This is a genomic window from Lysinibacillus sp. LK3, from assembly GCF_001043675.1.
In the GTDB taxonomy this organism is placed as follows: domain Bacteria; phylum Bacillota; class Bacilli; order Bacillales_A; family Planococcaceae; genus Lysinibacillus; species Lysinibacillus capsici.
In genome coordinates, this window is the sequence record NZ_LDUJ01000014.1 from 144,135 (window position 1) to 158,616 (window position 14,482).

Below are 14,482 nucleotides of genomic sequence, written 5' to 3' on the forward strand. Positions count from 1 at the left end.
AGCTCAGGGAGTGCCTTTTCTCTGTTGCTGTGTAGACTTTCACCATCTTCTACTCGCTATAGAATGGAACAGATACTTTTTTCCCATCATCGCCTGTATAACGCAATTTGCTCGAAAATACTGATAGAGCAAGCGTATGTGTCAATATTGTAGCATGTAGTTCTTTAATTCGCAATAATTATTAAAATAGTATATAATAATTGAGCATAAGTATAACACTATTAGATTTGAGGCGGTGAGTCCAATCGAACTCAATAAACGTCAGGAAGACATATTACAAATTGTGAAAGAAAATGGCCCTATTACGGGGGAACATATTGCCGAACGTCTCAATCTGACAAGAGCAACTCTAAGACCAGATTTAGCAATCCTAACAATGGCAGGATTTCTGGATGCAAGACCAAGGGTTGGTTATTTTTATTCAGGTAAGAAGGCATCTGTTACATTAATAGATAGTATTCACAATTTAAAAGTGAAGGATTTTCATTCAGGGCCAGTAGTTGTCCCTGAAACAATGACGGTTTATGATGCAATTTGCTTTATGTTTTCAGAAGATGTTGGTACACTCTTTGTCGTAGATAAGAATGAGTTTTTGACAGGCGTACTATCTCGCAAGGATTTACTGCGTACAAGTATTGGCACGCAGGATTTAAATAAAATTCCAGTACATATTATTATGACGCGTATGCCAAATATTTCGTACTGTGAAAGATCAGATTCTTTAATTGTTGCAGCGAACAAACTTATTGAACGTGAGGTTGATTCACTACCAGTAGTTGAACCACAAGAGGGTGGTTTAACGATTGTTGGTCGTCTTACAAAAACAACGATTACACGGGCTTTCTTATCTCTTGCACAAAATGTCTAAATGAAGGAGAGCTGCATGAAAAGACTACGCGTATTTGTTGTATCTGATTCTGTCGGTGAAACTGGTGATCAAGTTGCAAAAGCGGTTATTAGCCAGTTCCGACCGGGTCTTGAAAATACTGTGATTCGTCGATTTCCACATATTCAATCAGAGGAGCTTATCCGTAAAATTGTTTTTCTTGCTTCGCAACAGCGAGCATTTATTGTTTATACACTTGTTCGCCAAGAAATGCGTAAATTATTACATGATTTATGTGAACAAGAAAAAATTCAGGCTGTTGATATTTTAGGGCCAGCCTTACAATCAATGGCAGCTTTTATGGAAGAAAATCCATTAGAAACGCCTGGTATTGTTCATCTGCTGGATGATGATTATTTCAAAAAAATTGAAGCGATTGAATTTGCGGTAAAATATGATGATGGTAGAGATCCAAGAGGATTATTACAAGCTGATATTGTACTAGTTGGTGTATCACGAACTTCTAAAACACCACTATCACAATATTTAGCTCATAAAAAATATAAAGTGGCGAATGTACCTTTAGTGCCAGAGGTAGAACCACCAGAAGAGCTATTACAGATAGACCCTAAAAAATGCTTTGGATTAATTATTTCCCCTGAGAAGTTAAACTCAATTCGGAAAGAAAGGTTAATGTCTCTCGGCTTGAATGATGATGCTATCTATGCACAGCATGAAAGAATTCTTGATGAGATTCAGCATTTTGAAAAAATTGTCGGTAGAATAGGTTGTCAAGTTATCGATGTGACAAATAAAGCTGTTGAAGAGACAGCAAATACGATTATCGAACATATTTTGACCTGTAAATAAGGATAGAATTTTAAACCACCTCGGTTAGTAGAGGCGGTTTTTTTGAGTGGATTTTGAAAATGGTATAGATAAAAACTAATTTTTGTTTTATAATAATAAAATTGTGGTAAAAATATTTATAAGAGAAAAATCCTAATTTTTTGTCGAGAAATAAAGGAATTTTAAAACGAATAGCGAATTGTGTTTCTAGAACGCAAATATTAAAGATGGTGATGGATTTGGCAGGGAAGATTCCAGAAGAAGTAATTGAGCAGATTCGCACACAATCAGATATCGTTGATGTTATTAGTGAATACATGCAGCTTACTAAGCGTGGGCGAAATTGGTTTGGTCTCTGTCCATTTCATGGAGAGCAAACACCGTCTTTTTCTGTATCTACAGACAAGCAAATTTTTCATTGCTTTGGTTGTGGTGCAGGGGGCAATGCCATTACTTTTGTAATGGATATTGAAGGCATTTCTTTTCCTGATGCAGTTGTGAAACTTGGGGAACGTGTTGGCATACACTTAGATGTTGAGCCAAGTTTCCCTGGAGGAACGAAAAAGATATCTAAAGCGGAAGAAAGGATGAAAGAAGCACACGCTTTTGCAGCAGATTTTTTTCATCATTTACTGTTGAATACAGAAGATGGTGAAGAACCTTTAAATTATTTGCTAGAAAGAGGATTTACAAGGGAACTTATCGAATCTAATAACATTGGTTGGTCTCTCCCAAGCTTTGATGCATTAACAATATTGCTTGAAAGAAAAGGTTATAACTTACAAGAAATTGCCGAAAGTGGCTTAATCATCAAAAGAGAGGGAGAAGAGCGTTATTTTGATCGTTTTAGAGGACGTATCATGTTTCCTATTCGAGATGAGAATGGTAAAATTATTGCCTTCTCAGGACGTGTTCTTTCATCCAATGGTGAGGAAGCAAAATATTTAAATAGTCCAGAATCACCAATTTTCCAAAAAAGTGAAGTGCTGTATAACCTAGATAAAGCACGAACTTCTATCAGAAAAAATCGTCAAGTAGTATTGATGGAAGGATTTATGGACGTTTTAGCAGCCAACTCTGTAGGTGTCATGAATGTTGTTGCGACAATGGGTACTTCGTTAACAAATCAGCATATCACAAAGCTAAAGCGCTTAGTAGAGCAAATTACGATTTGCTATGATGGTGATAATGCTGGATTTGATGCAGCGAAACGAGCGGCGCAGCTACTGCATACAGAGCGAATGAAAGTCGATATTGCCGTGTTGCCAGAAAAATTAGATCCTGATGAATACATTCACACTTTAGGTGGACAAGCATTTAAGGAACAAATTTTGGAAAAACCTCATGCGTATATTGCTTTTATGATGATGCATGCTAGACGCAATAAGAACTTTCAATTTGAAAATGATACGCTTCAATATATTCAAGAAGTTCTTGAGCAGCTAGTGGGAAGATCTTCACCAGTTGAACGAGATTTGTATATACGACAGCTATCAAATGAAACAAACATCTCGGAAGAAGCCATTTATGCCCAATTCCGAAAACTGGAGGCTAATCAGGTACGTTCTGCTAAAGTAGAAATGCCTACACAGATACCTTCAATGCCAGTCACGCAACAACAAAAGCCTATGGACGCAGCCGAACGTGCCGAACGTTTATTACTGGCTCATATGCTTCATAATATAGATGTAGTGGACAGGGTATTACGTAGTGAGCAAAAAGAGCCATTTGTACGAGATGCCTATATGGCAGTTTTTGTTCGCTTAGTTGGATTTTATGAGGAGTATGGTCATCCTGATTATCAACGTTTTGTGGAAATTTTGGATGACGCTGAATTACGAAAAATTGTCATGGAAGCGGCTTTAGTGGAGCGAGATCCTGATCAAGCAGAGGCAGAGGTTATGGACTCTATCCGTCAGCTTCAAAAATATAGAATTGAGCAAGAAATTTATCAAAAGATGCATGAGTCAAAGGAAGCGGAGAAGATGCATGAGTATGCACGTGCACTTGAAATCGCCCAACAGATTATTCATTTAAGAAAATCGTTATCGGCGATTTAACCCGATTCGGTTGTTTAGAAGGAGGAAGGTTTATGGCGGACAAGTCAGAACGTTCAAAAGAGATAGAAGTAGAAATTACATTAGATGATGCAAAAAAATTCCTACAAGAAAAAGCAAAAACAGAGGGTGAAATTTCAATGAAAGAAATTTCAGAGAAACTAACACCTTATGAATTGGAAAACGAAGAAATTTTCCATTTTGCTGAGGATCTTGAAAAGCATAAAGATATTCAAATCATTGGAAAAGAAGAATTTGAAGAAGAAAGTCTAATGAAAGAAGAAGCGAACGAGGAAACTTTCGACTTAAATGATTTGAGTGTGCCACCAGGTGTTAAAATCAATGACCCTGTACGTATGTATTTAAAAGAAATCGGCCGAGTAGATTTATTATCTGCTGAGCAAGAAATTGCACTTGCTGAACGTATTGAGCAAGGGGACGAGGAAGCGCGTAAACGCCTTGCGGAAGCAAACTTACGTCTAGTTGTATCGATTGCAAAACGCTATGTTGGTCGTGGAATGCTATTCCTTGATTTAATTCAAGAAGGAAATATGGGTCTTATTAAGGCTGTTGAAAAATTCGATTATCGTAAAGGATTTAAGTTCTCGACTTACGCTACATGGTGGATTCGTCAGGCGATTACACGCGCAATCGCTGACCAAGCGCGTACGATTCGTATTCCTGTTCATATGGTCGAAACCATTAATAAATTAATACGTGTACAACGTCAACTTTTACAAGATTTAGGTCGTGAGCCTTCTCCAGAGGAAATTGGAGAAGAAATGGATTTAACACCTGAAAAAGTACGTGAAATTTTAAAAATTGCACAAGAACCAGTATCTCTTGAAACACCAATTGGAGAAGAAGATGATTCCCATTTAGGAGACTTTATCGAGGATTCAGAAGCACAATCTCCTTCCGACCATGCAGCCTATGAACTGTTAAAAGAACAATTAGAAGATGTACTAGATACGTTAACAGACCGTGAGGAAAACGTACTTCGTTTACGTTTTGGGTTAGACGATGGTCGCACACGTACATTAGAAGAGGTTGGGAAAGTCTTTGGCGTAACGCGTGAACGTATTCGTCAAATCGAGGCGAAAGCACTAAGAAAATTACGCCATCCTTCTCGTAGTAAACGTTTAAAAGACTTCTTAGAATAAAATTTAAAATAGCTGGAGCTATCCAAGTAGTGAGAAAATGACTAATTGGTATAGCTCCTTTTTTATAGAATTGAAAAGTCAACAAAAAGAAATTAGCCCTGCTATTCACCTATCGATGTTAGGCAATCATAGATAATTAGAATGAGGGAAATGCTAGATTTGCGACTTTATACAGATGTGTTTTCAAATAGTGTGAGATAAAATTGTAATACAACCATTATTAAGCAATGTTTGGAGCTAACACTATGACAAATCCTCGCAAAAAAATAATCCTTAATGAAATTTTGTTTTGGAAGCAAAATAAACTTTTACCTGAGCACTATTGTGACTTTTTAGCAGCTCTTTATACGGAGGGGGCTGACATAGAGGAGTTAGAACCAGTGCAACATCCTAAACAAGCGGTCTTGCCATCAGAGAAAAGAAAAATGATCCTATTGGTAGTGGGTCTATGTATCGCCATAATGGCTGTTTTGGCACTCTATTTTACAATGCAATCTTTAACATTGATTTTTACAGTAATCGTGGGAGTAGGCGCATGCATCCTATTTATTGCTGCGTGGCAAATGGCTCGAAAAAAACATCTACTAGCTCCCATTTTTCATGTACTAGCGGCCATCCTGTTATTTAGTATGTCGATCCGCATTTGTACTACATATTTTAGTGGAAATAATACGGTTTTATTTTGCTTGATTGCAGCAAATTGTGTCATTTGGCTGTTGTCAGGTATTAAAATGAAACTTCTATATTTCACAGTCTCAGGTGCTTTAGGATTAATAGCACTAGTTGGGTACTATATCATAAATTTATCCTGATTTAGCAAATGGTATTTCTATCGATGTACAAGGAACTCCATCTACTAAATCAGGTTAGAAACTTAATTGAACTTTAGTGTTTATATAAAACCATAATTTGTGACAATTTATCTATAATAGGGTCAGTATCATGTTAAAGTTTTTACCTCAGAAGATTCAAAATCTGTACGCTAATTAAAAACGTACAGATTTTTTAATTTTGGGTATATCAATGAGTGAAAAGGGTATGATAACAGCATAAATATAATGAAAAAGAAATTGTATAAAAGGATAAATTTGACCAATTTTGGATGTTGGCAAGACATATTTTATCCAATAGATACAGAAATGTCGAATTTGTTACAAACAAAGGAAAACTTAGCGAATAGGGCTTTTCGTTTCTTTGTTAATGAAGTACAATATTAGATGTTGACTGATTCTATATTATAATAGAAGTAGACTTAAAATGAGGAGGGGAAACTTATGAAAAACAATCCAGTCGTTCCTTACATCTTAATTCTGGCATTTGGTATTGGTCTTATTTTCTTCATGTCTTTACAAGGTGCAGATAACAAGAAAGAAATTGCTGCTGAACATGAGGGTGGTGGCGAAACTACTACAGAAACAACAGATGCAGAAGCTGATGGTTCAGCACTAGTACAATCTTGTATCGGTTGTCATGGTGGTGACTTAACTGGTAGTATGGGTCCAAATCTACATGGCTTAGATGAAGCACATATCGTAGAAGTTTTAACAAAGGGTATCGAAGGTACTCCAATGCAACCAAACATGAAAACTGAAGAGGAAGCAAAAGCAATCGCTGAATACATTTCTACTTTAGAATAGTAAAACTGACAAGTAGCTGTACTGAAATAGTACAGCTACTTTTTAGATTTAAGCATCATGAAGATGGGGTTGTCCACATAGAAATGTGAGACAACTCCATTTGTTTTTTTTCACGACATCATCCATACTATTAATGGACTCTATTGAAGATAGGCGGTATAAAAATGAACGCACAAAAACTTTCAAAGCGATTAGAAGCAGTAGCGAAATTTGTTCCTACAGGAGCAGTCATGGCGGATATTGGTAGTGACCATGCCTATCTACCATGCTATTTAATTCACAAAGGGACTGCCTCATATGCCATAGCAGGGGAAGTTGTAAAAGGACCCTATGAATCGGCGGTAGGACAAGTACAGAAGGAAAACTTAACTGAAAAAATTACAGTACGCCTTGCAGACGGTTTAGCAGCGATAGAAGAAGCTGACCATGTGGATACGGTGACAATAGCAGGCATGGGTGGACCATTAATTGTTTCCATTCTAGAGAAGCATCCAGAAAAGCTTCAAGGTGTCACACGTCTAATCCTACAGCCAAATATTCACGCCAAGGTTATCCGTGAGTGGGCTTTAGCACATCAATGGGCGATTCTTGATGAAGAGATTTTAGAGGAAGATGATAAAATCTATGAAATCCTTGTGTTACAAAGAGGGCAAATGGAGCTCTCTACAGCAGAGATTTTGTTTGGACCTAAGCTAAGCCTGCGTAAATCGCCAGCATTTACGAAAAAATGGTTGCGTGAAAAAGACAATTGGCAACGTGTACTACAATCCATTGAAGGAGCAGAACAAACACCTGAAATTGAAGAAAAGCGTGCAGAGTTAACGGCTCTGATACATTTAGTAGAAGGAGTTTTGTAAGATGAAAACGGTAAATGGCCAAGAAGTTATTCAAGTGTTCGAAGCATGGTCGCCCAAAAAACTAGCTTGTATGGACAATGATCCAATTGGACTAGCGATAGGGACCCTCAACAAACCTGTAAGTAAAGTTTTGGTGACGTTAGATGTCAATGAAGCCGTGGCAAATGAGGCAATAGAAAAAGGCTGTGAGCTGATTATCGCACATCATCCACCAATCTTTAGACGCCTAGCGAATATCCGCACAGATCATCCAGCAGGGCGCTTATATGAAAAGCTCATTAAACACGATATTGCTGTATATGCCGCTCATACAAATTTAGATGTAGCCGAAGGTGGGGTAAATGATTTATTAGCAGATGCCCTACAGCTAAAAAACCGGTCAATATTAGAAGAAACGTATGCTGAGAATTTGTTGAAGCTGGCAGTCTTTATACCAACTGCTAATGCCCAAGCATTACGTGAGGCGCTTGCAAAAGCTGGGGCGGGTCGTATTGGCGACTATGAAGCATGTAGTTATACAACGACTGGAGAAGGTCGGTTCCGTGCATTAGCAGGAGCTAATCCGTTCGTTGGCTCTGTTGGTGAATTACATGTGGAGGAAGAAGTAAAGGTAGAAGTTGTTTTTCCTGAATCCATTAAAGGCCGCGTGTTAAAGGCCATGCTTACTAGTCATCCTTATGAGGAGCCTGCCTATGATGTGATACGTCTTGAGCAGCAAACAAATGTGATGGGATTAGGGCGTGTAGGTTACTTAACAAAGGACATGACGTTACAACAATTTGCTGAATTCGTTAAACAGCAACTAGATGTGCCAGCTGTGCGTGTAGTGGGTGATTTACAATCGAAGGTCAGCAAGGTTGCGCTTGTTGGTGGAGATGGTAATAAATATATCTATGCGGCAAAACGTGCAGGAGCTGATGTTTTCTTAACAGGCGATATGTACTTCCATACAGCTCAGGACGCACAAGCCATTGATCTGCAAATAGTAGATCCTGGTCATCATGTAGAAAAGGTAATGATTGCAGGAGTAGCAAAAAAAATGGCTGAACTATGTGAGGATAAAAAATATTTGGTTGAATTCATCCAATCAACGATCCATACAGAACCATTTTTATTTGTATAAGTGAGGGAACTAATATGGCTAATGAAAGACCAGCTGGTAATAAAGCAGGCAAGCTATGGATCATGATTGGTTTATTCATCGTTGTTTTTGGTATTGGTATGACGGTGATGACCAATATGGTCAATGATAAGAAAATCGATGCAATGACACAGCAATGTGAAGATGATGGTGGACAAGCAATTGTAGCAAAGGAGAAAAACTTTTTATCCACTAGCTACTCATTTGAATGTAAACAATGAGATGGGGCTGAACGCTAGCAGTACTAGTGTTTCAGCCTTTTTGAATGCAAGGAATCTATGAACAGTGATAAGATGTAGATAAAATTGATTAACAGAAGTGGAGAGAGTTGTCTTGTTTATTCGTTTATCTAAAGATCAGCAGGAAATGATTCTTGCTGATATTCAACGTTTTTTTTATAATCAGCGTGATGAAGACATTAGTGAATTCGAAGCTGAACGTATGTTAGATTTTATCAAAGAGCATATTGCCCCCTATATTTATAATGCTGCCTTGTCAGATGCCAAGTATGTTGTGGAAAGACAATACGCCTCTATTGAAGAGGAATTAGAGGCATTGGAGCAGCCCATTAAAACAAAATAATCCTCTTTATCCCTCTAGATTAAATATTTGACAGGAAAGAATGGTTGATGATACCTTAATCTTGAATTAGAGATAATTCAATTCTAACTATTCAGAGCTAATTAACGGGTGATGAATAAAGGGATATTTTTCTGACCAAAATGGTTACGAGTGGCGAACACGTACGATAAACCGTGATGGAGTCACAAGAATGGATGATAAGAGGAGGCGTCATATGTTAAAAATCGGTATTATTTTAGGAAGTACGCGAGAAGGTCGTGTAAGCCCACAAGTTGGAGCTTGGGTAAAGGAAGTTGCGGAAAAACGTCGTGATGCGGAATATGAAATAATTGATATCGCTGAATTTAAATTACCATTTTTAGGGGAACCAGGTGGAGATACTTCTGGGGTAGCTGCATGGTCAGAAAAAGTAGCAGCTTGTGACGGCTTTGTCTTTATTGTTGCTGAGTACAATCACTCCATTACAGGTGCATTAAAAAATGCATTAGATTATTTACGAGTTGAATGGAACAATAAAGCTGCTGGTATCGTCTCTTATGGTTCTGTTGGAGGTGCGCGTGCAGCAGAGCATCTACGAGGAATTCTTGGAGAATTGCTAGTTGCAGATGTTCGAGTACATCCAGCATTATCATTATTTACTGATTTTGAAAACGGCTCTGTCTTTAAACCAAAAGAGGTGCAAGCAGATTCAGTTCATCAAATGTTAGATCAGCTTGTGCCATGGTCAACTGCTTTGAAAACAATTCGATCCTAAACTTAAAGCTTTGATTCAGACGGCCGCTTTCAGAAAGCGGTCGTTTTTTGATGAGGTAAAATCCATTAATGTTTGATTTCTTCAAGGACTTTTTCCTTTAAATCATTCTCCATCGAAGATAGTTTTACTTTATTGGTGAGGCGCTCTTTTAGTTCTTTATCTGTCATAATGCCACGTTCCTCTAAGATTTGTACAAGCAGATTTAATGTCAGTATATTTTTAATATCCGCTGCTTTTGATGCCATTTAAAACCCTCCATAATGATAGAATTACTACTTCTTAAGTGTACTCCTTTTTGAGAAGCATGACACAGAAAGGACAAAACAAAGCAAATTTATTTCGCATCCCGGAATATATAGGGAAAAATAAGCGATACAAATTCCATTATGAAAAGTGGAGATACTGTATGGACACTGCATTTTAATATGAAAAGTATGTGCTGTTTCAAGCTAGAAAAGCGAATATTGTAGTAAAAGGGGACATACCTTCCTATCAGGAGGGATTCAATGGGTAAACGGTTTGGGCTTGTCATCGGACTGTTGGTAGTCATTATATCTATGTTGGTCCTATTTGATAGATTTGCAGGAGAAAAAAGGTCAGAAGCAAATAAAGAGGCTCAATCGCTTATAACAAATGAAGAGTTGAGTCTGGCTCGATTGAAGGATAAGCTACTTGAAAAGTATGTCGGCATTGACGTTAAAACGACGGAAGAAAAGGAATTAGTAATCCAAGTTGTAGGCGGAGAAGACTATTTCCAGTCAATTAAAAAAGATATGGAATCCATAGCAAAAAATGCTTTAAAAACGTCTCCCTTAAAGGACTATCCCATAGTTTTTGAAAGATGGGAGTTTACCTCCTTGCTTGATAACAACAAGATAATGGGGGATGATATGAACCTTTTGATGGAAGATTTAATTGCGGGCTTAGAAGCTTTTGACGTATATGAATATTTAGTTATTGAAAATCGAACAACCATTACCATACAAACAACGATAAAGGGCGCTACGCATGAGGCACTTGAGTTAGCTTTAAGGATGGAAGAAGCCATCAAGAAGATTGTACAAGCAAAAGCATCACAAAATGCTTCCTATGTTATTAACATATTAAATGCCCAACGAGAAAAAATAAATTAGCTGTGTAGAAAAATAACATAGGATTAAGGCATCGAGATTTTAATGCTCGATGCCTTTGACATGTTTAAAGCAGCTATGTAGTTGTTGCAAAGAGAGCTTGATAAAGAGTTGCTAGGAGTGCAACAAAGCGCATATCATCCGCATGGAAAAGCTTAAACTGTATACCTATCTGTACTAGCTCAGTCTCAATAGAGCTTGCACTCGCAATCTTTTCATCATTGCAATATAAATAAGCAGTAGAGGTAAAATCCTTTTCAAAACGAAATTCTAAATCGTCCATTGTAAATGAATAAGAGGATTCTAATAATTGCACTGTTTTCCGTTGAATGGGTATCAAGCTGCCATCAGGCATAACAATTTGATGGCTGACTCCTTTTGTTAACAGGGTAGATTGTACTTGAAAAAGTGGTGCACCTAAAGTAGTTCGTGTCTCATAACGGTACGGTAATGTTTGCTGTGCAGCTACCAGCAAGACAGCATTCAGTACTTTACCAGCAGAGGTACGCTCCATTTTTTGAAGTACACATACTGTTTCGTTCTGTTCATTCACGATTGGAATATCAGTGAAGCTTTTAAAGCCCTTCGGATAGGTAAGTGTAAAAGTTGTCATAAAGAAACCTCCAGTCATTATTTATACGAGTAGGTAGTCGATGAGGTTTCAAGAAACTAGCTCTACGGTGTTTTTTATCTACTTGCCTCTTTATAAATAAAAGAACAGGCTGCTGAAGTAGCAAATTATTTCCGCTTTCAGCAGCCTGTTCATTTTATGACATTTGGGTATGACCGGATAGAGCACGCTTTTCCTGCTCTGTATCAAATTCTTTTTCCATTTTTGACACGACCACTGTAGCTACACCATTACCAATTAGATTTGTAACTGCACGTGCTTCTGACATGAAACGATCTACGCCGATTAAAAGGGCAATCCCCTCTACTGGGATCATCGGGAAGGCTGCTAATGTTGCTGCAAGTGTAATAAAGCCAGAGCCTGTTACACCAGCTGCCCCTTTAGAAGTAAGCATTAAGATGGCTAATAGCGTAATTTGATGCCAAACATCTAAATCCACACCATAGGCTTGCGCAATAAAGATAGCAGCCATTGATAAGTAAATGGATGTTCCATCTAAGTTAAATGAATAGCCTGTAGGAATCACCAGCCCAACCACTTGCTTTGAACAACCATAGTTTTCAAGCTTACGCATCATGGAAGGTAATGCAGATTCAGATGAAGATGTTCCGATAACGATAAAGATTTCATCTTTAATGTACTTGATAAATTTAAAAATACTAAAGCCAAAGTAATGGGTAATCAATCCAATGATCACAACAATAAAAATGAACATTGTAATGTAAACAGATAGCATTAAAAATCCTAAGTTTCCTAATGATTTAAGTCCAAAATTTCCGATTGTATAACTCATGGCACCAAACGCACCAATAGGAGAAATTTTCATCACCATGTTAACGATTTTAAAGAAAATATCTGCAACTTGCTCGAAAAATTTAATAACAGGTTTAGCTGGTTCTCCAATCGCCGCCGCAGCTAGTCCAAATAAAACAGCTGAGAACAAGACTGGTAATAATTCACCATTTGCTAAAGCACCAACTACATTTTCAGGAATAATTTGCATAATAAATGCTCCTAAACCATGCTCTGCAGCCGCCGCGTCTGTATATTGTGAAACATCAGCACCGCTTGCTGCATCTGTATTAAAACCTTTACCTGGTTGAACAATATTGACAACGATTAAGCCAATTGCAAGGGCAAAAGTTGAAACAATTTCAAAATAAATTAAAGCTTTTCCACCAATTTTACCAACCTTTTTGACATCCCCCATGCTACCAATGCCGATTACGACTGTTAAGAAGATAATTGGTGCTATTAACATTTTAATAAGTTTAATAAATATATCCGCCAAGATTTTGAGCTTTGCCCCGAATTCTGGGAATGTTGCTCCGACGATAATCCCTAGTACAATGGCAATCAATACTTGTACTGTTAAGTTTTTAAAATTTATCCGCATATAGTTCTCCCCCTACAACATCTATGAATATTGTGTGAACGCTTTCATGTGGTTATCATAGCTGAAATTTTCCGACAATAGTGTTTATGACCGTAATGGTTGTATTGTTCATTTTGTTCATTCTGAGAGAAAGGGGTATTAAGGCTAGTAATATCAAGGGTTTTAAGCTGTTTTATAGTAGTTGTGAGATTCGTGAATCTATTATAATACAATAGAAAAATCCTTACGTTTTGTAAGGATTTTTCATTAATGAACAAAAGTATTAGGGATCAACGATTTTTTCAATCTCTGCTAAGATTTGATCGTTTTGAATATGGGCTCTATAAAAATCATAAACAGGTGCAAGTTGTTCCTTAAAGCGCTGTCTTTCTTGGGGACTCATTGTATACACATCAAAATCATCTAGCTGTTTCAGCTTGTCCATATCTTGTTCATTCATAAGTTCAGCCTGCTCAAATTGCCAATCGGTTGTTTCTTTCATAGCATCCAACAACTGATGCTGAATTTTGATAGGTAGAGAATTCCAAAAGGTTTCATTCATTAACACAGCATAGCCTAAAATCCCATGCTGAGTGATAGTCATATGCTTTTGTACTTTGTAAAAACCCTTTGAATAGATATTAGAAGCGGTATTTTCTTGTGCGTCTATTGCATGCTTCTCTAAATCCGAAAAGACCTCACTAAAAGAAATAGGTATAGGTGTTGCTTTGACCACTTCAAATTGCTTTTCTAATGTTTTACTTGGCATCGTACGCACTCGTAAGCCCTGTAAATCTTCAAAGTTATGAATAGGCTGCTCAACAGAGGTTAGATGCTTAAACCCATTGTACCAAAAGCCAAGCCCTTTAATATGGAACGGCTCTAGCTCATTAACCAATTGTTCACCAATAGAACCCGTTAGGACTTCCTTTACTTCCTCATTTGTATTAAACAGAAAGGGTAAATCAAGCACCTGCCAATTAGGAACATAAGCTGTCATTTTAGAAAAAGTAGGGATGATCATTTCCACTTCTCCCTTTTGCAATGCCTGAAATTCATTTTCATCATTAAATAAAGAGGAGTTGGAGTAGACATGTACTTTGACCTTCCCGTTTGTTTTTTCTTCTACTAGCTCAGCAAATTTGTTGGCAGCTTGGCCTTTAGGGGTATTTTCAGCGACGACATGACTTAAATGAATTGTTATCTGTGTGTCTAAACCCTTTTGCTCATCATCATAGGGAAGTGGCTTGGCGAATAGTAATCCTTGTTGAACACTGATAGTGAGGATTAACACAAGCACAGTTATAATCGTACCAATAATAAATTTTTTCATTGTATACACCCAATTAATTCGTATTTTCTGATGTTTTTGTTATTCTAACATATGGAGTAAGCTAAAATATAGTAGGAGGGAGGCGGTCAGTTGAAATTTCAGAAGTTATCCATGCAAAGAAAAATTATGTCTCTGACTTTTTTTATT

16 protein-coding genes are annotated in these 14,482 nt (G+C 37.4%); 12 read left to right on the plus strand and 4 right to left on the minus strand.

What is annotated here, in order from left to right; genetic code table 11:
* Positions 1 to 235 precede the first annotated feature (235 nt).
* The 11 genes from VK91_RS08675 (at position 236) to VK91_RS08725 (ending at position 9,866) form a co-directional block, all read left to right on the plus strand.
* A complete protein-coding gene (locus VK91_RS08675) occupies positions 236 to 868 on the plus strand; it encodes a helix-turn-helix transcriptional regulator (protein WP_004227151.1) in 633 nt (210 codons plus the stop codon).
* Positions 869 to 883: 15 nt separating this feature from the next.
* The gene (locus VK91_RS08680; protein WP_004227157.1) at positions 884 to 1,696 is read left to right on the plus strand and encodes a pyruvate, water dikinase regulatory protein; all 813 of its coding nucleotides are present in this window, start codon (positions 884 to 886) and stop codon (positions 1,694 to 1,696) included.
* A gap of 206 nt (positions 1,697 to 1,902) precedes the next feature.
* Positions 1,903 to 3,735: a DNA primase gene (dnaG, locus tag VK91_RS08685; protein ID WP_082148142.1), complete on the plus strand. Its 1,833-nt coding sequence runs from the start codon at positions 1,903 to 1,905 to the stop codon at positions 3,733 to 3,735.
* Between the two features lie 32 nt (positions 3,736 to 3,767).
* Entirely contained in the window at positions 3,768 to 4,895 is a 1,128-nt protein-coding gene (gene rpoD, locus VK91_RS08690; protein ID WP_004227165.1) for an RNA polymerase sigma factor RpoD, read from the plus strand.
* A 245-nt stretch (positions 4,896 to 5,140) separates the two neighbouring features.
* Positions 5,141 to 5,707, plus strand: a complete 567-nt coding sequence (locus tag VK91_RS08695) for a hypothetical protein (RefSeq protein ID WP_004227167.1) — start codon at positions 5,141 to 5,143, stop codon at positions 5,705 to 5,707.
* A gap of 462 nt (positions 5,708 to 6,169) precedes the next feature.
* Positions 6,170 to 6,532, plus strand: coding sequence for a cytochrome c550 (gene cccA, locus VK91_RS08700; RefSeq protein WP_016993532.1), 363 nt, complete (start codon positions 6,170 to 6,172; stop codon positions 6,530 to 6,532).
* Between the two features lie 164 nt (positions 6,533 to 6,696).
* A complete protein-coding gene (locus VK91_RS08705) occupies positions 6,697 to 7,389 on the plus strand; it encodes a tRNA (adenine(22)-N(1))-methyltransferase TrmK (protein WP_048392198.1) in 693 nt (230 codons plus the stop codon).
* 1 nt (position 7,390) lies between these two features.
* Positions 7,391 to 8,512: a Nif3-like dinuclear metal center hexameric protein gene (locus VK91_RS08710; protein ID WP_048392199.1), complete on the plus strand. Its 1,122-nt coding sequence runs from the start codon at positions 7,391 to 7,393 to the stop codon at positions 8,510 to 8,512.
* Positions 8,513 to 8,526: 14 nt separating this feature from the next.
* Positions 8,527 to 8,751, plus strand: coding sequence for a hypothetical protein (locus tag VK91_RS08715; protein WP_048392200.1), 225 nt, complete (start codon positions 8,527 to 8,529; stop codon positions 8,749 to 8,751).
* 112 nt (positions 8,752 to 8,863) lie between these two features.
* Positions 8,864 to 9,112, plus strand: a complete 249-nt coding sequence (locus VK91_RS08720; RefSeq protein ID WP_048392201.1) for a DUF2164 domain-containing protein — start codon at positions 8,864 to 8,866, stop codon at positions 9,110 to 9,112.
* A gap of 214 nt (positions 9,113 to 9,326) precedes the next feature.
* Positions 9,327 to 9,866, plus strand: coding sequence for an NADPH-dependent FMN reductase (locus VK91_RS08725; RefSeq protein ID WP_048392202.1), 540 nt, complete (start codon positions 9,327 to 9,329; stop codon positions 9,864 to 9,866).
* A gap of 65 nt (positions 9,867 to 9,931) precedes the next feature.
* Here the strand turns inward: VK91_RS08725 and VK91_RS08730 are convergent, their stop codons facing one another.
* Positions 9,932 to 10,111, minus strand: coding sequence for a hypothetical protein (locus VK91_RS08730; RefSeq protein ID WP_048392203.1), 180 nt, complete (start codon positions 10,109 to 10,111; stop codon positions 9,932 to 9,934).
* Between the two features lie 261 nt (positions 10,112 to 10,372).
* Here VK91_RS08730 and VK91_RS08735 point away from each other — a divergent pair, with 261 nt between their 5' ends.
* Positions 10,373 to 10,999, plus strand: a complete 627-nt coding sequence (locus VK91_RS08735; RefSeq protein ID WP_048392204.1) for a hypothetical protein — start codon at positions 10,373 to 10,375, stop codon at positions 10,997 to 10,999.
* 73 nt (positions 11,000 to 11,072) lie between these two features.
* On the opposite strand, the gene VK91_RS08740 is transcribed toward VK91_RS08735, so the two are convergent.
* From VK91_RS08740 to VK91_RS08750, 3 genes are all read right to left on the minus strand, one after another.
* The gene (locus VK91_RS08740) at positions 11,073 to 11,609 is read right to left on the minus strand and encodes a hypothetical protein (protein ID WP_048392205.1); all 537 of its coding nucleotides are present in this window, start codon (positions 11,607 to 11,609) and stop codon (positions 11,073 to 11,075) included.
* 154 nt (positions 11,610 to 11,763) lie between these two features.
* Complete coding sequence (locus VK91_RS08745; protein WP_048392206.1) at positions 11,764 to 13,023, minus strand: dicarboxylate/amino acid:cation symporter; 1,260 nt, start codon at positions 13,021 to 13,023, stop codon at positions 11,764 to 11,766.
* Between the two features lie 262 nt (positions 13,024 to 13,285).
* A complete protein-coding gene (locus VK91_RS08750) occupies positions 13,286 to 14,335 on the minus strand; it encodes a TRAP transporter substrate-binding protein (RefSeq protein ID WP_048392207.1) in 1,050 nt (349 codons plus the stop codon).
* Positions 14,336 to 14,482 lie beyond the last annotated feature (147 nt).

Excerpts from the sequence above, each read along its gene's own strand:
- VK91_RS08745 (WP_048392206.1), bottom strand. The coding sequence starts at position 13,023 with ATGCGGATAAATTTTAAAAACTTAACAGTACAAGTATTGATTGCCATT.
- VK91_RS08705 (WP_048392198.1), top strand. The coding sequence starts at position 6,697 with ATGAACGCACAAAAACTTTCAAAGCGATTAGAAGCAGTAGCGAAATTT.
- VK91_RS08725 (WP_048392202.1), top strand. The coding sequence starts at position 9,327 with ATGTTAAAAATCGGTATTATTTTAGGAAGTACGCGAGAAGGTCGTGTA.
- VK91_RS08750 (WP_048392207.1), bottom strand. The coding sequence starts at position 14,335 with ATGAAAAAATTTATTATTGGTACGATTATAACTGTGCTTGTGTTAATC.
- VK91_RS08740 (WP_048392205.1), bottom strand. The coding sequence starts at position 11,609 with ATGACAACTTTTACACTTACCTATCCGAAGGGCTTTAAAAGCTTCACT.
- cccA (WP_016993532.1), top strand. The coding sequence starts at position 6,170 with ATGAAAAACAATCCAGTCGTTCCTTACATCTTAATTCTGGCATTTGGT.
- VK91_RS08715 (WP_048392200.1), top strand. The coding sequence starts at position 8,527 with ATGGCTAATGAAAGACCAGCTGGTAATAAAGCAGGCAAGCTATGGATC.
- rpoD (WP_004227165.1), top strand. The coding sequence starts at position 3,768 with ATGGCGGACAAGTCAGAACGTTCAAAAGAGATAGAAGTAGAAATTACA.
- VK91_RS08680 (WP_004227157.1), top strand. The coding sequence starts at position 884 with ATGAAAAGACTACGCGTATTTGTTGTATCTGATTCTGTCGGTGAAACT.
- dnaG (WP_082148142.1), top strand. The coding sequence starts at position 1,903 with ATGGTGATGGATTTGGCAGGGAAGATTCCAGAAGAAGTAATTGAGCAG.
- VK91_RS08735 (WP_048392204.1), top strand. The coding sequence starts at position 10,373 with ATGGGTAAACGGTTTGGGCTTGTCATCGGACTGTTGGTAGTCATTATA.
- VK91_RS08695 (WP_004227167.1), top strand. The coding sequence starts at position 5,141 with ATGACAAATCCTCGCAAAAAAATAATCCTTAATGAAATTTTGTTTTGG.
- VK91_RS08710 (WP_048392199.1), top strand. The coding sequence starts at position 7,391 with ATGAAAACGGTAAATGGCCAAGAAGTTATTCAAGTGTTCGAAGCATGG.
- VK91_RS08730 (WP_048392203.1), bottom strand. The coding sequence starts at position 10,111 with ATGGCATCAAAAGCAGCGGATATTAAAAATATACTGACATTAAATCTG.